Annotated in this window: 17 protein-coding genes; 5 read left to right on the top strand and 12 right to left on the bottom strand. The window is 61.8% G+C overall.

Features of this window, described 5'->3' with window-relative positions; all coding sequences use genetic code 11:
- Positions 1-28 precede the first annotated feature (28 nt).
- From FHT82_RS05155 to FHT82_RS05100, 12 genes are all read right to left on the bottom strand, one after another.
- Entirely contained in the window at positions 29-1,069 is a 1,041-nt protein-coding gene (locus FHT82_RS05155) for a DUF3445 domain-containing protein (RefSeq protein ID WP_183726913.1), read from the bottom strand.
- Between the two features lie 28 nt (positions 1,070-1,097).
- Positions 1,098-2,063, bottom strand: a complete 966-nt coding sequence (locus tag FHT82_RS05150) for a PDR/VanB family oxidoreductase (protein ID WP_183726911.1) — start codon at positions 2,061-2,063, stop codon at positions 1,098-1,100.
- Positions 2,060-2,665 (bottom strand): dimethylamine monooxygenase subunit DmmA family protein, encoded by a 606-nt coding sequence (locus FHT82_RS05145; protein WP_183726909.1) that lies wholly within the window; start codon positions 2,663-2,665, stop codon positions 2,060-2,062. Before FHT82_RS05145 ends, FHT82_RS05150 begins: the two co-directional genes overlap by 4 nt.
- 12 nt (positions 2,666-2,677) lie before the next feature.
- Positions 2,678-3,811, bottom strand: a complete 1,134-nt coding sequence (locus FHT82_RS05140; protein ID WP_183726907.1) for an aminomethyltransferase family protein — start codon at positions 3,809-3,811, stop codon at positions 2,678-2,680.
- 114 nt (positions 3,812-3,925) lie between these two features.
- A complete protein-coding gene (folD, locus tag FHT82_RS05135; RefSeq protein WP_183726905.1) occupies positions 3,926-4,825 on the bottom strand; it encodes a bifunctional methylenetetrahydrofolate dehydrogenase/methenyltetrahydrofolate cyclohydrolase FolD in 900 nt (299 codons plus the stop codon).
- A 3-nt stretch (positions 4,826-4,828) separates the two neighbouring features.
- On the bottom strand, positions 4,829-5,713 hold the full coding sequence (purU, locus tag FHT82_RS05130) for a formyltetrahydrofolate deformylase (RefSeq protein ID WP_183726903.1): 885 nt from the start codon (positions 5,711-5,713) through the stop codon (positions 4,829-4,831).
- Between the two features lie 101 nt (positions 5,714-5,814).
- Positions 5,815-7,122, bottom strand: a complete 1,308-nt coding sequence (gene glnT / locus FHT82_RS05125) for a type III glutamate--ammonia ligase (protein ID WP_183726901.1) — start codon at positions 7,120-7,122, stop codon at positions 5,815-5,817.
- A gap of 81 nt (positions 7,123-7,203) precedes the next feature.
- The gene (locus FHT82_RS05120) at positions 7,204-8,532 is read right to left on the bottom strand and encodes an FMN-binding glutamate synthase family protein (protein ID WP_037098381.1); all 1,329 of its coding nucleotides are present in this window, start codon (positions 8,530-8,532) and stop codon (positions 7,204-7,206) included.
- A gap of 18 nt (positions 8,533-8,550) precedes the next feature.
- Positions 8,551-9,237, bottom strand: a complete 687-nt coding sequence (locus FHT82_RS05115) for a GXGXG domain-containing protein (protein ID WP_183726899.1) — start codon at positions 9,235-9,237, stop codon at positions 8,551-8,553.
- Positions 9,238-9,292: 55 nt separating this feature from the next.
- Positions 9,293-10,189: a glutamine amidotransferase family protein gene (locus FHT82_RS05110; protein ID WP_183726897.1), complete on the bottom strand. Its 897-nt coding sequence runs from the start codon at positions 10,187-10,189 to the stop codon at positions 9,293-9,295.
- A gap of 90 nt (positions 10,190-10,279) precedes the next feature.
- Positions 10,280-10,963, bottom strand: coding sequence for a helix-turn-helix domain-containing protein (locus FHT82_RS05105; protein ID WP_183726895.1), 684 nt, complete (start codon positions 10,961-10,963; stop codon positions 10,280-10,282).
- A gap of 71 nt (positions 10,964-11,034) precedes the next feature.
- Positions 11,035-11,994, bottom strand: a complete 960-nt coding sequence (locus FHT82_RS05100; RefSeq protein WP_183726894.1) for a GlxA family transcriptional regulator — start codon at positions 11,992-11,994, stop codon at positions 11,035-11,037.
- Positions 11,995-12,082: 88 nt separating this feature from the next.
- Between FHT82_RS05100 and FHT82_RS05095 the strand changes: the two genes are divergently transcribed.
- From FHT82_RS05095 to FHT82_RS05075, 5 genes are all read left to right on the top strand, one after another.
- Positions 12,083-13,333, top strand: a complete 1,251-nt coding sequence (locus tag FHT82_RS05095; RefSeq protein ID WP_183726892.1) for a sarcosine oxidase subunit beta family protein — start codon at positions 12,083-12,085, stop codon at positions 13,331-13,333.
- A gap of 12 nt (positions 13,334-13,345) precedes the next feature.
- Complete coding sequence (locus FHT82_RS05090; protein WP_183726890.1) at positions 13,346-13,624, top strand: sarcosine oxidase subunit delta family protein; 279 nt, start codon at positions 13,346-13,348, stop codon at positions 13,622-13,624.
- On the top strand, positions 13,621-16,554 hold the full coding sequence (locus tag FHT82_RS05085; protein WP_183726888.1) for a sarcosine oxidase subunit alpha family protein: 2,934 nt from the start codon (positions 13,621-13,623) through the stop codon (positions 16,552-16,554). The genes FHT82_RS05090 and FHT82_RS05085 overlap by 4 nt, the downstream gene beginning before the upstream one ends.
- Positions 16,547-17,074 (top strand): sarcosine oxidase subunit gamma family protein, encoded by a 528-nt coding sequence (locus FHT82_RS05080; protein WP_183726886.1) that lies wholly within the window; start codon positions 16,547-16,549, stop codon positions 17,072-17,074. The genes FHT82_RS05085 and FHT82_RS05080 overlap by 8 nt, the downstream gene beginning before the upstream one ends.
- A 478-nt stretch (positions 17,075-17,552) precedes the next feature.
- Positions 17,553-18,521 carry an ABC transporter ATP-binding protein gene (locus tag FHT82_RS05075; RefSeq protein WP_183727318.1) on the top strand — a complete coding sequence of 323 codons (969 nt, stop codon included), beginning with the start codon at positions 17,553-17,555 and terminating at the stop codon, positions 18,519-18,521.
- Positions 18,522-18,523 lie beyond the last annotated feature (2 nt).

The following is an 18,523-nucleotide window of genomic DNA, read 5'->3' as shown; positions in this document are numbered from 1 at the left end:
CATGCAGTCGTTCGCCACTCATCAGGCATCAGTCCGGAAAGATGCCGGGGCTCGTCGGCGCGCCGTCGTCATATCCGGAAAGCCAGTCGATGGTCGTTTGGCGGTAGCGGGTCAGTCCCTTGTAGTCGACGAGCTCTGCTGGCAGGGTTTTCAGCACGCGCGGAAAGCGGCGCGCCCATTTCGGCACGGTGACGAGTTCATCCATGTTCATCAGGTAGCAGCGGATGACGAAGAGAATCGCGTTCGAGCGCGGCAGGCGCCAGAGGCTTTGCAGCTCGACGCGAAGATGCACCTTCTCGCCGACATTCTCCGATGTCACCGTCGTGCGGTCCGGGCCCCATTTGTGATAGTTCTCCGGACTGGTATCGAGCCTGGGGTTGATGGTCATCGTCCAGTTGAAGCGGCGCGTCGGCTTGCCCTGCTGCAGGTTCAGGAGGAACTTCAAAGCCCGGTCGAAGACGCCGATCTGGTGGGCGAGCGGCACCGGACCGTGCCATTCCATGAAATTCATGCCGATATCGAAATCGAGCGACCAGTCGGCCTGGGTCGTCACCATGCCGGCATCCATCCAGAGATTGCCGTCACGCTGGTCGACGATGCAGAAATCTCCCTGAGCCTGGCGGGTGATGTATTCGAGCGGCTCATATGGCAGTGTCGAACGGTCGCCGAAGGTGAATGTGTCGTCAATGCCGAGCGGCCGGTTGATCCAGCGCCACTGGTCGCCGTTCCTGATCAGCGTGAAATGCTCGGGATAGCCGGCAGCCTGCTCCTCCATCAGGAGTTCCAGCGTATCCCATTGCGCCGTCATCATATGCGGCAGCGCCTGGTAGCGCAGCGGATCCTCCTTCAGCACCAGCGCCCTGTCCTGCATCTCGGCGACGTAATGCTCGTCGACATCGATGAGGCTTTCGAACACGGTGCCCTCGCGGCCCTTCACATGCGGCTCCATGTTGACCGAATACATGTATTCGTCGCGATCGAAGGGAAACGGAAAGCGCCGGATGTTTTCCGGGCTGTTGCGATAGGTGAAATCGTCGCGGAAGGTTTCTTGTTTGAAGACGATGGCCATGTCCGTTCTCCTTGTTCCGCTTTCAGCTCTAGAGGTCGAGGCTGAGCCTGTTCCCCTCGAAGCGGGAGACACAGATCATCACCTTGCGGCCGGAGGCCTTTTCTTCATCGCTCAGATAGACGTCGTGATGCAGGAGCCTGCCCTCGCAGGCCGCAACCGCGGTCTCGCATTGTCCGCAGGCGCCGCCCCGACAAAGGAAGGGCGCGTCGACCCCCGCCGCCTCGATCGCCTCCAGCATGCTCTCGTGATGCCCCACATGGACCGTCTTGGCGGAGCGAAGCAGCTCGATGTCGAAAGGCTTGCCGGGCTGGGAGGACAGAAACCGTTCCGAATGCAGGTTCTGCTCCGGCCAGCCGGCCTCAAGCCCTGCCTTCAGCACGCCGTCGATCATGCCGGAGGGGCCGCAGACATAAAGGTGCGTGCCGAGCGGCTGGCTGTCGAGCAGGCGGGCGATCGGAATGAAATTGCGCTCGGCATCGCAATAGATCTTCACCCGATGCGGACCGTAGCGGTCGATCAGTTCCCGGCAATAAGCGCCGCGATCGTGGGAGCGCACCGCATAATGCAGCTCGAAATTGGCACCCTCGCGGGAAAACTGCTCCATCATGGCGATGAAGGGTGTGATACCGATCCCGCCGGCGATCAGAAGATGCTTGCGGGCACGCCAGTCCGGCTGAAAGAGGTTGACCGGATAGGAGACTTTCATCTCGTCTCCTTCGCGCACCTTCTCGTGCATGAAGGTCGAGCCGCCGCGCGAATTCTCGACATGTAGCACGCTGATCTCATAGGCCGAGCAATCCTGCGGCGGCGACATGAGCGAATAGGCGTTGCGCCGCATATGGCCTTCGTCATTCATCGAGACGATGACATGCGCGCCCCCGGAAAAATAGGGCATCGGCCGACCATCGAGGCGTTCGAAACGGAAGCGCTTGATGCGGTCGGCGACAGGCGTCACCTTCGTCACGCAGACGGGAATTTCTGTACCACCGCTCACAGGAACAATTCCTCCGGATCAGGGGCGCTGCCCGGCTCTTCAGCATCGATATTGACGCCCTGGAAGGCGCCGAGCCGGCGGGAATAATGGTCGCGCACGAGGAGCGGCAGGCCACAATGGCTGCAGGTGAACGGGCTATGCGTAACGTTCTCGGTGATGCCCTTGCAGTGGACGCATTGCACCCGCCGCGCCAACGAGCCGCGATGTTCCGTGATGATCGATGCGTAATCCATGCCATAGTCTAAAGCGACCATCATCGCCTGGCCGATGAAGCCTTCGGTGCCTGCAAGATAGAGCCGCGTACCCATGCGGGCAGTCGTCAGCGATCCCTTCAGCCGGAAGAGCAGCGTGGGGATCGTCGGGGCGACAAAGAACATGTCGGCGTCGAGGCGGCGAAGTGCCTCGTCATGGCCCTTTCCCTGTGAACCGCGGGCGACATAGAGGATCTCGCTGCGGGAAAGGATGCCTGTATCGAGCCCCGCCGCCTGGTCGAGAAGGGCATTCGCACCCTCTCCCTCCAGCGCGAAGATATGATGCCGGGCCTGCGGCTGGATCGTCAGACCCTTGTAGACCGGCCGGCTCTTGATGCCTTCGACAAGCATGCCTGCACCTCCTTAACCGACCGCCGTCCTCTTCTTCTTTTCCGGATCGTCGAAGGGCAGCGCATGGGCGATCGCGCTGGTCTTCAGGGTCTTGCCGCGCACCTCGAGCTTCGTGCCCTGCACAGCCTTGTCGACGTCGAGACGAGCGATCGCCATCGACTTCTTCGTCAGCGCAGAATAGCTCGGGCAGGTGATGACGCCGACCTTCTTTCCGTCGGCATAGACTTCGTCGCCGAGATCGGCCGGACCGTCGGCATCGATCAGCATGCCGAAGATCTTGAAGCGTTCCTTGCCCTTCAGCCGCGCATGTTCCTCGGCGCCGCGGAAGCCGGTCTTGCCGGGGCTGACTGTGAAATCGAGGCCGAGCTCCCACAGGCTGTCACCAGGCGGCTGGTCGGCAAAGGGATACATTTGCGAGTTGTCGTAGGGATAGAAGAGCAGGTAGCTCTCGACGCGCAGCATGTCGAGCACCGAGAAGCAGCAGGGAATGATGCCCATCTCTTCGCCTTCTGCGACGATGCGGTCCCAGACCATGACGGCGTCCTGGCCACGCACGAAGATCTCGTAGCCGCGCTCGCCGGTATAGCCGGTGCGCGAGATCATGACCGGAGCGCCGAACAGCGTCGTCTGCATATGATGGAAATATTTGAGGTCGCGGATGCCGGGCACATACTTGGCGAGATAGTCGACCGCGAGCGGCCCCTGCAGCGAGAGGTCATGCAGGTCGTCATCGAAGAGCACGGCGCAATTGCGGCCGGTCGCCTGCTTGACGAGTTCCTCGTGGCCGGAGCCGGAGCCGTGGACCAGCATCCAGGAATTCGGGCCGGTGCGGTAGACGATGCAATCATCGGTGAAGTGGCCGCGATCGTTCAGCATGGTCGCGTAGACCGAGCGGCCGGGATAGATCTTCGTCATGTCGCGGGTGGTGATATAGTCGAGCACGGCGATCGCGTGCGGGCCGACCAGATGCACCTTCTTCAGGCCCGAGACATCCATGATGCCGGCCTTGGTGCGGACCGCGACATGCTCGTCTGACATGTTCTTGTCGTAGGTCCAGGCGGTTCCCATGCCGCTCCAGTCCTCAAGCTTCGATCCCAGAGCGCGGTGCCGATCCGCCAAGGCGGAGAAACGCCAAGATAATGCCATTTCCGTTCCCTCTTATTTCCTCTACGGAATATTTATTTCCTGACTATATTCGTCTTTCACGCTGTGGCAAGCCGATCCCGGTGATTTTTGTCGGCTGTCCCAACGGCATTTTCCTCAGAATGCCGGCGGCGCAAGCCCTGCCGAGCGATGGGCGGCAATCACCGTATTGGCCATCAGCATGGCGATCGTCATCGGGCCGACGCCACCCGGCACCGGGGTGATGACGGCGGCAACCGGGGCGACCTCGGCAAAGGCGACATCGCCGACAAGGCGGGTCTTGCCCTCACCCCGCTCCGGCGCATCGATGCGGTTGATGCCGACATCGACGACGGTGGCCCCGGGCTTGATCCAGTCGGCCTTGACCATTTCCGGACGGCCGACGGCCGCCACCAGGATATCGGCGTTGCGGCAGACTTCGGCCAGGTTCTTCGTGCGCGAATGAGCGATGGTGACCGTCGCATTGGCAGTGAGCAGAAGCTGCGCCATCGGCTTGCCGAACAGGTTGGAGCGGCCGATGACGACAGCGTTCAAGCCCGAGAGGTCCTCGCCGTGGGTGCGGCGGACGAACACCATGGCGCCGGCTGGCGTGCAGGAGACGAGGCCGGTCTTCAAATCGCCGGTCGCAAGCTTTCCGGCATTGACGACGCTCAAGCCGTCGACATCCTTTTGCGGCAGGATCGACTGGATGATCGGCTCGCTGTCGAGATGTTTGGGCAACGGCAGCTGCACGAGAATGCCATGGATCGAGGGATCGGCATTGAGCGAAGCGACGAGCGCGGCAAGCTCCTCCTGCGTCGTCTCGGCCGGCAGCGTGTGCTGGACGGATTTGAAACCGCATTCCTTGGCCATGCGGCTCTTGGAGCTGACATAGGTGTGGCTCGCCGGATCATCGCCGACGATGATGACGGCAAGCCCGGCCTTGATGCCTTTGGCGGCTTCCAGTGCGGTGTTTGCCGATTTCACGGTTTCGATTAAGGAAGCGGCAACCTGCTTGCCGTCGATGACCTCGACCATGGCTCAGCCCATGCGCTCGGAGGCGTAGCTGCCCGGACTTGCCGGGAAGACGACGGTACGGTTGCCGTTGATGAAGGTACGGTGATGGATATGCGCGTGGATCGCGCGCGCCAGCACCTGGCTTTCGACATCGCGGCCGATCGAAACGTAGTCTTCGGCGCTCTGCGCATGGGTGATGCGGGCGGTGTCCTGCTCGATGATCGGGCCTTCGTCGAGATCGGCCGTCACATAATGCGCCGTCGCACCGATCAGCTTCACGCCACGCTCATAGGCTTGCTTATAGGGATTGGCACCCTTGAAGCTCGGCAGGAACGAATGGTGGATGTTGATGATCCGGCCCGACATTTTCTGGCACATCTCGTCTGACAGGATCTGCATGTAGCGGGCCAGCACGATCAGTTCCGTGCCGGTCTGCTCAGCCACTTCCATGATATGGGCTTCCGCCTGCACCTTGTTGGCCTTGGTGACGGGAATATGGTGGAAGGGAATGTCGTGGTTGACGACGACCTTCTGATAATCGAAATGGTTGGAGACGACGCCGACGATATCGATCGGCAGCGCGCCGATCTTCCAGCGGTAGAGCAGGTCGTTGAGACAATGGCCGAAGCGCGACACCATAAGCAGCACCTTCATGCGCTTCTCGCTGTCATAGAGATCGTAAGTCATGCCGAAACGCGTGGCGATGCTGGTGAAGCCGGCGCGGATATCGGCCTCGGAGATGCCTTCTTCGGAAATGAAGGAGACGCGCATGAAGAACTGGCCGGTGTCCAGATCGTCGAATTGCGAGCTGTCGACGATGTTGCAGCCCTGTTCGGCGAGATAACCCGAGATCGCCGCAACGATGCCGCGCGTCGACTTGCAGGATACCGTGAGTACGTAACTCTTCATGCCATCTCTTCCTTCGTCACTTGAAGCATAGGCCACCAGCCGGGCCGGTGCGTTAGTGCTCCGGCCCGTGGCGCATGATGTCAAAACCTCAACCGGTCGGCTCAGATATCGAGCGTGCTGTCGCGTTCCCACTGGGTGAAATGCGAGCAGAAGGCATTCCATTCCTGGTGCTTGAGCTTGAGATAGGCGGCGGAGAACTCGGTTCCGATCGCAGCCTTCAGACCCTCGTCGGCATCATAAGCACGCAGCGCATCGAGCAGGTTCAGCGGCAGACGCGGCGCATTCTTCACGAGATGTCCCTCCGCATACATATCGATGTCGTGGTGCGGGCCTGGGTCGGCCCGATCCTCGAGACCGTCGAGGCCGGCGGCGATGATGATTGCCTGCAGCAGGTAGGGGTTGACCGCACCATCAGGCAGGCGCAACTCGAAGCGGCCGGGGCCTGGCACGCGCACCATGTGGGTGCGGTTGTTGCCGGTCCAGGTTACCGTGTTCGGCGACCATGTGGCGCCCGAGGTCGTGCGCGGCGCGTTGATGCGCTTATAGGAATTGACGGTGGGATTGGTGATCGCGGCAAGCGCCGAAGCGTGCTTCATGATGCCGCCGAGGAAGTGCCTGCCTTCCGCCGACAGGCCGAATTCGGCTGTCCTGTCGGCGAAGACGTTGACCTTGCCATCATTGTCCCAGACCGAGATATGGCAATGGCAGCCATTGCCGGTCAGGCCCTTGAAGGGCTTCGGCATGAAGGTGGCGCGAAGTCCGTGCTTTTCGGCGATCGATTTGACCATGAACTTGAAGAAGGAATGCTTGTCGGCCGTCTTCAGCGCATCGTCGAATTCCCAGTTCATCTCGAACTGGCCGTTGGCATCCTCGTGGTCGTTCTGGTAGGCGCCCCAGCCGAGCTCCAGCATATAGTCGCAGATCTCGGCGATGACGTCGTAGCGGCGCATGACCGCCTGCTGGTCGTAGCAGGGCTTTTCAGCCGTGTCGCGGCCATCGGAAATCTGTTCGCCGTCGGCGGTGATCAGGAAGAATTCGGCCTCAACACCGGTCTTGACCCGCTTGCCAGCCGCTTCGGCTTTACCGACAAGTTTCTTCAGCACATTGCGCGGCGCCTGCGCCACGAGCGTGCCTTCCATCATGCAATCGGCGGCTACCCAGGCGACGTCCCTCTTCCAGGGAAGCTGGATGACGGAGGTGGCATCGGGAACGGCAAAGAGATCGGGATGGGCGGGCGTCATGTCGAGCCAGGTGGCGAACCCGGCAAAACCCGCGCCCTCTTCCTGCATGCCGGCAATCGCCTGCGCCGGCACCAGCTTGGCGCGCTGGCCGGAGAAGAGGTCGGTATAGCTGATCATGAAATATTTGATGCCTTTGTCTTTCGCAAAAGCAGCAAGGTCCAGTGTCATTCTCGTTCCCCTTTGGATTTCTCAGAGACACTTTGGTTATGGATGCGAAGCGGCCGGACTTTTTTGCCCGGCCGGTAGAAATCAGTAACCTCCCTTGCCCGGTATCCAGCTCGTTCCCGCGAGCGGTACCTGTGCCATCGCGGAAGCCTCGATCGTCAATGCGCAGAGATCTTCCGGTTCCAGATTGTGGACATGATTCTTGCCGCAGGCGCGCGCGATCGTCTGCGCCTCCAGTGCCATGACCTTGAGGTAATTGGCGAGGCGGCGACCTGCGGTAATCGGATCAACGCGCTTCATCAGTTCCGGATCCTGCGTGGTGATGCCGGCCGGGTCCTTGCCTTCGTGCCAGTCGTCATAGGCTGCCGCCGTCGTATGCAGCGCCTCATATTCGGCCGCCCAGCGCGGGTCATTCTCACCGATGGCGATGAGGGCGGCCGTACCGATGGAGACCGCATCGGCCCCGAGCGCGAGCGCCTTCGCCACGTCGGCGCCGTTCCTGATGCCGCCCGAAACGATGAGCTGCACCTTGCGGTGCATGCCGAGGTCCTGCAGCGCCTGCACGGCCGGGCGGATGCAGGCGAGCGTCGGCATGCCGACATGCTCGATGAAGACTTCCTGCGTTGCCGCAGTACCGCCCTGCATGCCATCGAGCACGACGACGTCGGCGCCGGCCTTCACGGCAAGGGCCGTGTCGTAATAGGGGCGCGCACCGCCGACCTTTACATAGATCGGTTTTTCCCAGTTGGTGATCTCGCGCAGTTCGAGGATCTTGATCTCGAGGTCGTCGGGGCCGGTCCAATCGGGATGACGGCTTGCCGAACGCTGGTCGATACCCTTCGGCAGCGTGCGCATCTCGGCGACGCGGTCGGAAATCTTCTGACCGAGCAGCATGCCGCCGCCACCGGGCTTGGCGCCCTGACCGACGACGATCTCGATCGCGTCGCAGCGGCGCAGATCCCGCGGGTTCATGCCGTAGCGCGACGGCAGATACTGGTAGACGAGCGTCTCAGAATGACCGCGCTCCTCCTCCGTCATGCCACCGTCGCCTGTTGTCGTCGAGGTACCGGCAATCGTGGCACCGCGTCCAAGCGCTTCCTTGGCCGGGCCGGAAAGCGAGCCGAAGCTCATGCCGGCAATCGTGATCGGGATCTTGAGCTCGATCGGTTTTTTAGCGTAACGCGAGCCGAGCACGACGTTTGTGCCGCATTTCTCGCGGTAACCTTCGAGCGGATAACGCGAGATCGAGGCGCCGAGGAACAGGAGATCGTCGAAATGCGGCAGCTTGCGCTTGGCGCCGCCGCCGCGGATATCATAGATGCCGGTCGCCGCGGCGCGGCGGATTTCCGACATCGTGTATTCGTCGAAGGTTGCCGAAAGGCGAGGCTTTGTGGGCGGGTTGTGATAGCTCATGGAAAACCTCGATAAGACTCAATAGGCGTCGGCATTGTCGACGTTGAAATTGTAGAGCTTGCGGGAGGAACCGTAGCGGCTGAACTCCTCCGGCCGCGCATCGGTGATGCCGGCCTTTTTGAGCAGAGCGGACAGAAGCTCGATATGTTCTGCCCGCATTTCCTTCTCGATACAGTCAGCACCAAGGCTCTCGACCTTGCCACGTACGAAGATACGGGCTTCGTAAAGGGAATCTCCGAGCGCATCGCCGGCGTCGCCGAGCACGACGAGGTTGCCGGCCTGCGCCATGAAAGCGGACATGTGGCCGATATTGCCACGCACGACGATATCGATGCCCTTCATCGAGATGCCACAGCGCGAAGAGGCATTACCCTCGATGACGAGCAGGCCGCCGCAGCCGGTGGCGCCCGCATACTGGCTGGCGTCACCCTTGATGGTGATGCGGCCGGACATCATGTTTTCGGCAACGCCCGGCCCGGCCGAGCCATGCACGGTGATGACCGCCTCCTCGTTCATGCCACCACAATAGTAGCCGACGCTGCCGTGGATATCGATGCTGACGGGCGCATGCACGCCGGCGGCGACGGCATGGTGGCCACGCGGATTGACGACATCGAACTGCAGGTCGTTGTCGCCTGACGCCACGTCATGCAGGGCTTGGTTGAGGTCACGAAGCGGGGTCACCGCAAGATCGAATGTGGGCATGAAATCGTCCTGAAATGAAATCGAGCCGATGGGATGAAGGCAGAAAAAGCAGCCCTCAGCGTTCCCAGAAGTAGACAGTCGCAGGCTCCGGCTCCCAGATGCGTGCGGCCTCGATGCCGGGCAGATTGACGAGCGCGCGGTATTCCGAGCCGAAGGCGACGTAACGGTCGGTCTCGGCCATGACGGCCGGCTTGCAGGCGATGGCATCGCGCACGACGCCGAAGCCGGACTTCGTGCCGACGACGAAGGTGAAGAAGCCGTCGAGATCGTCGACGGCACCCTCGAGCGCCTCGCCGAGATTCTTGCCCTTGGCCATTTCGGCGGTCAGGTAGGCGGCGGCGACTTCCGTGTCGTTCTCGGTCTCGAAAGTCATGCCTTCGCGCTTCAATTCGCGGCGCAGGTTATTGTGGTTGGAGAGCGAGCCGTTGTGGACAAGGCACTGGTCGGAGCCGGTGGAAAAAGGATGAGCACCGAGCGTGGTGACTGCCGATTCCGTCGCCATGCGGGTGTGGCCGATACCATGTGTTCCGGCCATGGTATTGACGGCGAAACGGGAAACGACGTCCTTCGGCAAGCCGGTTTCCTTGTAGATCTCGATCGCGTCGCCGCTGCTCATGATACGGATGTCGGGACGCAGATCGGCGATGGCAGTGCGGCCTTCTTCGAGCATGTCCTTCGGCAGGGTGACGACGGCATGGGTGCTCTTGATATCGATTGAGACCCCTGCACCGAGTTCCTTCATGAGCTCGGCTTCAAGACCGGAGAAATCCTTCTTCGGTCTGGCCGACTGGATGGTGATCTTGGCGCTATTGCCGCTGCTTGCGCCATAGATCGCAATGCCGGCGCTATCAGGCCCGCGGTCCGTCATCGTCACCAGCATGGACGACAGCATCGCGCCGAGCTCCGGCTCCAGGCTTTTATCCTTCAGGAAGAGACCCACAATTCCGCACATGACAGACCCTCCATTTCGCGTCTGCAAAATGACTATCAGGTCTGTTTTGTGTTTTCAACCTGCAGGAATATTTTTTTCTTTTAAGGCAAGTCAGTCATTCTTGCCGCGCTGCGGATAGCTGATGATGGAAAGGTAGCGGCTCGGGAGTTTCACGAGTTCTTCCGGCCCGTGCGGCGCATCGGCATCGAAGAACAGGCTGTCGCCCGGCTGCATCGGGAAAAGCTGGTCGCCATGGCGATAGACGACCTCACCTTCCAGCATGTAGATCAGCTCCATGCCCTCGTGCTGGAAGGTCGGAAAAACATCCGAATCCGTCGTCAGCGTAATGAGATAGGGCTCGACGACCACGCCGCTGCTGTTGTTGTCAATATGGCCGAGCAGATTATACTGATGGCCGGCGCGCGTGCCGCGCCGCTCAAGCTCGATGCCTTGGCCCGCCTTGACGAAGACGGCGTTGTGCGGTTCCTCGTAGCGGCGGAAGAAGGCCGTCAACGGCACGCCGAGGGCACGCGAGAGCGACTGCAAGGTCGTCAGCGACGGTGAGATATTGCCGTTTTCGATCTTCGACAGCATGCCGAGCGAAATGCCGGTCGCTGCCGCAAGGTCGGTGACGGTGATGCCAAGCTTCTTGCGATAGGCGCGCACCTCATGGCCGATCGCCATTTCGAGATTGTTTTCCTTCGGCTCGCGCACCGCATGCGGATTCTGGGACAGGGCCTGACGCACCGCATGGGCATGCTCCTGGCTCGACGTTTCATCCAGCTTGGTCTTCATTCACGGTCCTTCGGTGGCTTCTTTGCAAATACCCTATCGCCAGAGTGAAATCTTCTCAACCCTGAAGAAAGTCAGAGCTTGCGGACTGAACTCGGGCTGGTGCCGTAGAAGCCGCGAAAGAGGCGTGAAAAATGCGCGGCGCCGGAAAAACCTGTCGCAATGGCGATCTCGGAAATCGACAGCGGGCTCTGCTCGATGAGCCTTCGGGCATGCTGCAGCCTGATGCGTCTGTATTGCTCGATAAAGGTTGTATCGAGATGGGCGGTGAACAGGCGGTCGAGATGGCGCGGCGTCACCCCGGCAATGCGGGCCATGGCTGCGCGGTTGAGCGGCATCTCGATGGTTTCCTCCATCTTTTCCAGGACGCTGAGCAGCCCCGGATGATGCACACCGTAACGCTCGGCAAGGGAAGCGCGCTGCGGTGCCGTCGACTGTCCGACCTCGGTATGCAGGAACCAGTCGCTGACGCGGCGGGCGAAATCCGGCCCCATGCGCTCTGCGATCAGCGCATGCATCATGTCGAGCGGCGCAATGCCGCCGCCGCAGGTGATGCGGTTGCCGTCAACGACGAAACGCGCCTGACGCGGCGACAGGTCGGGAAAGGCTTCGAGGAGCGCCGACGCATGCTCCCAATGGATTGTAAAGTCACGGCCTGTCAGCAGCCCGGCCTCGGCCAGCAGATAGGGGCCGCCCGAAATGCCGCCGATGCGCACGCCTTCGCGTGCAAGCTGCCGTATGCAGGAAAGCACAGTCGGATAGTGCCAGTCGCGCGGCGAACCGCCGGCGCAGACGAAGACAGTGCCGAGCCCAAAACCGCGACCGGGAAGCGGTGCGGCCGGAACGGGGACGCCACCGGAAGACAACACCGACCCGCCTTCAGGCGAAAAGCACGAGATGCGGTAGATTTCCCGCCCGGCAAGCAGATTGGCGGCCCGCAGCGGCTCGCTCGCCGAGGCATAGGACATCAGGGCAAATCCCGGCAGAAGGATGAAACCGATGGAATGCAGGTTTTTTGCTTCGATCAATGCCATGTCCCATTCTTATCGATAAATGTCCCAAACAGGCAAGTCGCGTCTCGCCTTTCTGGCATCATGGCACCAGCTCCCACCGGATCCACCCATGCGCTATTCCGCTCTTTCCATCTTCTTAAACGGACTTCGCGGCAACAAGGACTGGGCGCCCGCCTGGCGCCAGCCTTCGCCGAAGCCACATTATGACGTGATTATCGTGGGTGGCGGCGGCCATGGCCTTTCGACGGCCTATTATCTCGCCAAGGCATTCGGCATCACCAATGTCGCCGTGCTGGAGAAGGGTTATCTCGGCTCCGGCAATATCGGCCGCAACACGACGATCATCCGCTCCAATTACCTGCTGCCCGGCAATAACCCTTTCTACGAGCTTTCAATGAAGCTCTGGGAAGGGCTGGAACAGGATTTCAACTTCAACGCCATGGTCTCGCAGCGCGGCGTGCTGAACCTCTTCCATTCCGATGCGCAGCGCGATGCCTACACAAGGCGCGGCAATGCCATGCGCCTGCACGGCGTCGATGCAGAACTCCTCGACCGGGCTGCGGTCCGCAAGATGCTGCCGTTCCTCGATTTCGACAATGCCCGCTTCCCCGTCATGGGCGGCCTCCGTCAGCCGCGCGGCGGCACGGTGCGCCACGATGCGGTCGCCTGGGGTTATGCGCGCGGCGCCGACAGCCGCGGCGTCGACATCATCACCCAGTGCGAGGTCACCGGCATTCGCAGCGAAAATGGCAGGGTGACAGGCGTCGAGACCACCAGGGGCTTCATCGGTTGCGGCAAGCTGGCGCTTGCTGCCGCCGGCAATTCCACCGTGGTTGCCGACATGGCGGGCCTGCGCCTGCCGATCGAGAGCCATGTGCTGCAGGCCTTCGTCACCGAGGGGCTGAAGCCCTTCATCGATACCGTCGTCACCTTCGGCGCCGGCCATTTCTACGTTTCGCAATCGGACAAGGGCGGCCTCGTCTTCGGCGGCGATATCGACGGCTACAATTCCTATGCCCAGCGCGGCAATCTCGCCACTGTCGAGCACGTCGCCGAAGCAGGCGTCGCTATGATTCCCTCGCTGACGCGGGTCAGATATCTGCGCAGCTGGGGCGGCGTGATGGACATGAGCATGGACGGCTCGCCGATCATCGACCGAACCCATATCGACAATCTCTATCTGAATGCCGGCTGGTGCTATGGCGGCTTCAAGGCGACACCCGCCTCCGGCTATTGCTACGCCCATCTGATCGCCCGCAACGAGCCGCACGAGACGGCGCGCGAGCTGCGCCTCGACCGCTTCCGGCGCGGCTATCCGATCGACGAAAAGGGCGTCGGCGCCCAGCCCAACCTGCATTAAGGACCTGACGCCATGGCAAGCCTGATTTCCTGCCCTCATTGCGGCATCCGCCCAAAGGAAGAATTCACCATCCGGGGTGATGCGAGCCTGACCCGGCCGGCAGCCGATGCCGGCGCTGACGCCTGGTACGACTATGTCTATCTGCGCGACAATCCGAGGGGGCGGCACAAGGAGTACTGGCACCACTCCTCCGGCTGTCGGCGCTGGCTGATTGTCGAGCGCGACACCGTCACCCACGCCGTTCACACCGTCTGCGATGCCGCGCTTGCCAAGCTTGGAGGTGCGGCATGACGAGTTCGCGGCTTCCCAGCGGTGGCCGGATCGACCGGTCGCGCACACTGAACTTTACCTTCGATGGCAGACAACTGACCGGTCATCCCGGTGATACGCTCGCCTCCGCCCTTCTTGCCAACGGCATCCAGCTCGTCGGCCGCAGTTTCAAGTATCACCGGCCGCGCGGCATCCTGACGGCGGGCGCGGCCGAGCCCAACGCGCTGGTCACGACGGGTACGGGCGGCCGCATGGAAGCCAATACGCGCGCGACGATGATCGAACTCCACGAGGGGCTCATCGCCCGCAGCCAGAACCGCTGGCCCTCGCTCGGCTTCGACATTGGCGCCATCAACGGCTTGCTGTCGCCGTTCCTGAGCGCCGGTTTCTACTACAAGACCTTCATGTGGCCGGCCGCCCTCTGGGAAAAGCTCTACGAGCCGCTGATCCGCAAGGCCGCCGGCCTCGGCAAGGCTTCCTACGAACCGGATCCGGATTCCTACGAAAAACGCTGGGCTCACTGCGACCTGCTCGTCGTCGGCGCCGGGCCTGCCGGCCTTGCCGCGGCGCTGACGGCTGGACGCGCCGGTGCCCGCGTCATCCTCGCCGACGAAGGTTTCGCGCTCGGCGGCAGCCTGCTTCTCGAGAGCGGCACCGCGCTGCAGGACATGCTCAATGAGCTCGAAGGCCTGCCGAACGTCCGTCTCCTGGCGCGCACCACCGTCGTCGGCTGGTACGACGACAATGTCTTCGGCGCTGTCGAGCGCGTGCAAAAACATGTGGCACTGCCGGATCCGCATCGGCCCGTCGAGCGGCTCTGGCGCATCATCGCCAAACAGGCAATCCTCGCCTCGGGTGCAGAAGAGAGGCCGCTCGTCTTCGGCGGCAACGATATTCCCGGCGTGATGGTGGCCGGTGCGATGCACAGCTATCTCAGCCGGCAAGCGGTGACGCCCGGCGCCCGCACCGTGGTCTTCACCAGCAATGCGTCCGGCTATCGCACGGCGGCAACACTCGAAGCCGCCGGTGTCGATGTCGCCGCCATCGTCGATAGCCGCGATGCGGCCGACATAACCTGGTCGGGACGCGCCCGCGTGCTGAACGGCAGCCGGGTGCGCGACGCACATGGCGGCAAACGCCTGCGCCATGTCACGATCGAGACCGCTTCGGCAACACAGCGCATCGAGGCGGATGCGCTTGCCATGTCCGGCGGCTGGAGCCCGATCATCCACCTTGCCTGCCATCGCGGCGCCAGGCCGGTCTGGTCGGACGAAAGGGCAGCCTTCCTGGCGCCGGAACGCCAGCAGGGCCTGTCGATCGCCGGCTCTGCGGCGGGGCGCGGCTCGACGGAAGTCTGCCTCGGCGACGGCGCGGCCAAGGCAGTCGAGGCGCTACAGGCGATCGGCTTTGTCAAGGTCGCGGCCGCCTTCGCGCCCGTCGAGGAAACAGCGGCGGCATCGAAGCCGCTCTGGTTCGTCAAGGGCGGAAAGGGCAAGGCCTTTGTCGACTATCAAAACGACGTACACCTCAAGGATCTCGGCCTTGCCGTTCGCGAGGGATATGGGCATGTCGAGCTTGCCAAACGCTACACGACCAACGGCATGGCGACCGATCAGGGCAAGCTTTCCAATATCAACGCGATCGGCATCCTGGCCGAGGCCCGCGGCGTGTCGCCTGCCGAAGTCGGCACCACCACATTCCGTCCCTTCTATACGCCTGTCTCCTTCGGCGCCCTGACGGGCGCCTCGCGCGGCCGCGATTTCCAGCCAGTGCGCAGGTCGCCATTACACGGCTGGGCCAAGAAGAATGGCGCCGTCTTCGTCGAGACGGGGCTCTGGTACCGCTCCTCCTGGTTTCCACGCGCCGGGGAGACGAACTGGCGCGAGAGCGTCGACCGCGAGGTGTTGAACATCCGACAGAATGCCGGCATCTGCGACGTCTCGACCCTCGGCAAGATCGAGATCTTCGGCAGGGATGCCGCTGCCTTCCTCGACCGCGTCTACTGCAACGGCTTTGCCAAACTGCCGGTCGGCCGGGCGCGCTACGGCATCATGCTGCGCGAGGACGGCATGATCTATGACGACGGCACGACGAGCCGTTTCGCCAACGACCATTTCTTCATGACGACGACGACGGCGCTCGCCGCCGGCGTGTTGACCCATCTCGAATTCTGCGCCCAGACGCTCTGGCCGGAGCTCGACGTCCGCCTTGCCTCCTCGACCGACCAATGGGCGCAAATGGCGGTTGCCGGCCCGAAATCGCGCGCGATCCTCTCCGAGATCGTCGACGAGGATATTTCCGATGCCGCCTTTCCCTTCATGAGTGCTCGCACGGTCTCGCTCTTCGGCGGCGCGCTCGAAGGCCGGCTCTTTCGGATCTCTTTCTCTGGCGAACTCGCTTATGAACTTGCCGTGCCGGCCGGCTACGGCGAATGGGTCGCCGATCGGATCATGCAGGCTGGTGAAAAACACGGTATCTGCCCTTATGGCGCCGAGGCCCTCGGTGTCATGCGCATAGAGAAGGGCCATGTCACCCATGCCGAGATCAACGGCACGGTGACGCCTGGCGACCTCGGATTCGCCCGCATGGTTTCCACCACCAAGCCTGACTTTATCGGCAAGGCGATGCTCGCCCGCGAAGGTTTGCAGGCCGAGGACCGCCCCCGCCTCGTCGGCGTCAAGCCACTCGATCCGGCGACGAGCTTCCGCACCGGTTCGCATATCCTTGCCGAACATGCCACTGCGACCCTTGAAAACGACCAGGGTTACGTGACCTCGAGCGCATTCTCGCCAAGCCTTGGCCACACGATCGGCCTTGCGCTCGTCAGGCGCGGGCCGGAGCGGTTGGGGGAAAAGGTCGTGGTTTGGAACGGCCTCAGAAATGAATTCACCGAAGCGGTGCTCTGCGATCCCGTCTTCGTCGATCCCGGCAATGAGAAACTCCATGTCTGAACACCCCGAACACAAGCCGGCCCTTGCCGGCAAAGCCACAACTGAAGGGTCCGGCATCCGGCTGGAGCCATTGCCGGAGGGCCACCTTCTGCATGTCATGGGCGCATTCGACGGCGACACGCTTGCAGAATCGCTCTCTGCGGCTGGACTAGCAAAGAGCGCGATCCAACGGGCGGGCTATCAACAATGGTGCGTAACAGGTGATGAAAGCCTCCCACCCGCGCAAATCGCGCTGCTTGCCGATCACTTGAGAGGCAAGGGTTTCGTCTGCGACCAGAGCCACGGCCGCGTCCGCATCGCTCTGTCCGGTTTCCGCGCCCAAGAACTGCTTTCCCAGGGGACCGCAGTCGATCTCGACCCCACAGCCTTCCCCGTCGGACACTCGGCAGTCACACTCTTCGGACATATCTCGGTGCAACTGACGCGCACGCATGCCACACGCTTCGAGTTCGCGGTGCTGCGCAGCTTTGCCGAAAATCTCTACGACATGCTCGAACGTGCCGCCCTCGCCTCAGCGTAAGCCCAGCGGTCGGATCGATGACGACAGCCCTCCGATAAGGCTCAGCAGCCCTGCGCGGGCTGCGTTATTGCATCTCGATTTGTCAGCTATGAAAAAGGGGCTTTTCGGCTGCAAATCAACCGGCCGAGGGCATAAATGAGCGCAGCCGGTTTTATCTGATCGCGTCGAAGATTGATGCTGGTCAAAGCATCATCCTTGGCATGTGCGAAAATGGCCATGAAGAGTGAAGGATCACACTGGAGGAAAGGAAACGTCATGCCGGCCCAGTCAATAATGGCGTACAATCATTCCGCAAACAGGACCGGAGCGACGACTCGAGATGTGACCAAACTGACGCCTTCGCATTATGTAGGCTTTCGCACGACGGACGGGATGCGCGGCGTCACCCGCTACACCGACAGGCTGCAGGTTTCGTCCGCGGACATGCTTCATGGACGCCAATCCTGACAATTATGTCGAAATCCCTCCCAAGGAGTCGATGCCGCGGAACCTGCTCGGTTTCGTGCTTCTGATGGGCCGATCCCATCAACTGGCTTTGGCTGCAATTTCGGTGCTTCTCTTTCTTGCCGGAACAGCGCCCCTGGAAATTCAGAGGCGAGTGATCAATGCGGCAACGCAGGGCGGCGCCTACGCGACCATCTTCGCTCTTGTCCTTGCTTATCTCGGCCTCGTCTTGCTGGAAGGACTGACTAAGTTCGGCTTGAACCTCTATCGCGGCTGGATCGGTGAGGTGGCGATCCGCTGGCTGCGGATGACGGTACTGTCAGCCTCCGATCAGTCGCGCAGGCGTCCTCCGGACGCATTGGCAGAGGGCGTGCAGCTATCAATCGTTCTGGCCGAAGCCGAGCCGGTCGGCGGCTTCGTCGGCACGAGTATTTCCGAGCCGCTTTTACAGGTCGGCATTCTCTGTGCGGTCGGAGGTTACATGATCTTCCTGCAGCCGCTCATGGCACTTGCCGTCGCCGTTGTCTTCTTGCCGCAGGTCGGCTTCGTGCCGCTCATGCAGCACGCCATTAACCGGCTCGTTGCAAGCAAGATCGCTATTATGCGGCATGTCAGCGAGGGAATGATCGAGCATGTCACTGGCAGCGATCTGAGTGATGTCCAGGCCGATCGCGTGCAATCGCTTTTCGTCACCAACATGACGATCTACAAATTCAAGTTTTCGATGAATTTCCTGATGAACCTGATGACGCAGCTGGGTTACGCCGGCATTTTCGCGCTCGGTGGCTATTACGTCGTCACCGGAAAGACCGAGATCGGCACGATCGTTGCGTTCGTGTCAGGCCTGTCGAAGATAACCGACCCTTGGGGGGCTCTGATCGACTGGTACCGCGACCTCACGGTTACTCAGGTCAAATACGCGATGATCCGTGATGCAAACGCCGATCAGGAGGCGTCAAAGGATCAGAATGATGCCGGGGCGAAGCAACGGACGATCACATAGCT

This window comes from Rhizobium sp. BK275, assembly GCF_014193555.1.
GTDB lineage: Bacteria > Pseudomonadota > Alphaproteobacteria > Rhizobiales > Rhizobiaceae > Rhizobium.
The sequence above is the reverse complement of the archived record's forward strand: the minus strand, read 5'-3'. Positions and strand labels throughout refer to the sequence as shown.

Coding starts and splice junctions, on each gene's coding strand:
- FHT82_RS05155 (WP_183726913.1), bottom strand. CDS start 1,069: ATGGCCATCGTCTTCAAACAAGAAACCTTCCGCGACGATTTCACCTAT.
- FHT82_RS05145 (WP_183726909.1), bottom strand. CDS start 2,665: ATGCTTGTCGAAGGCATCAAGAGCCGGCCGGTCTACAAGGGTCTGACG.
- FHT82_RS05140 (WP_183726907.1), bottom strand. CDS start 3,811: ATGGCATTATCTTGGCGTTTCTCCGCCTTGGCGGATCGGCACCGCGCT.
- folD (WP_183726905.1), bottom strand. CDS start 4,825: ATGGTCGAGGTCATCGACGGCAAGCAGGTTGCCGCTTCCTTAATCGAA.
- purU (WP_183726903.1), bottom strand. CDS start 5,713: ATGAAGAGTTACGTACTCACGGTATCCTGCAAGTCGACGCGCGGCATC.
- glnT (WP_183726901.1), bottom strand. CDS start 7,122: ATGACACTGGACCTTGCTGCTTTTGCGAAAGACAAAGGCATCAAATAT.
- FHT82_RS05120 (WP_037098381.1), bottom strand. CDS start 8,532: ATGAGCTATCACAACCCGCCCACAAAGCCTCGCCTTTCGGCAACCTTC.
- FHT82_RS05115 (WP_183726899.1), bottom strand. CDS start 9,237: ATGCCCACATTCGATCTTGCGGTGACCCCGCTTCGTGACCTCAACCAA.
- FHT82_RS05110 (WP_183726897.1), bottom strand. CDS start 10,189: ATGTGCGGAATTGTGGGTCTCTTCCTGAAGGATAAAAGCCTGGAGCCG.
- FHT82_RS05105 (WP_183726895.1), bottom strand. CDS start 10,963: ATGAAGACCAAGCTGGATGAAACGTCGAGCCAGGAGCATGCCCATGCG.
- FHT82_RS05100 (WP_183726894.1), bottom strand. CDS start 11,994: ATGGCATTGATCGAAGCAAAAAACCTGCATTCCATCGGTTTCATCCTT.
- FHT82_RS05095 (WP_183726892.1), top strand. CDS start 12,083: ATGCGCTATTCCGCTCTTTCCATCTTCTTAAACGGACTTCGCGGCAAC.
- FHT82_RS05090 (WP_183726890.1), top strand. CDS start 13,346: ATGGCAAGCCTGATTTCCTGCCCTCATTGCGGCATCCGCCCAAAGGAA.
- FHT82_RS05085 (WP_183726888.1), top strand. CDS start 13,621: ATGACGAGTTCGCGGCTTCCCAGCGGTGGCCGGATCGACCGGTCGCGC.
- FHT82_RS05080 (WP_183726886.1), top strand. CDS start 16,547: ATGTCTGAACACCCCGAACACAAGCCGGCCCTTGCCGGCAAAGCCACA.
- FHT82_RS05075 (WP_183727318.1), top strand. CDS start 17,553: ATGCCGCGGAACCTGCTCGGTTTCGTGCTTCTGATGGGCCGATCCCAT.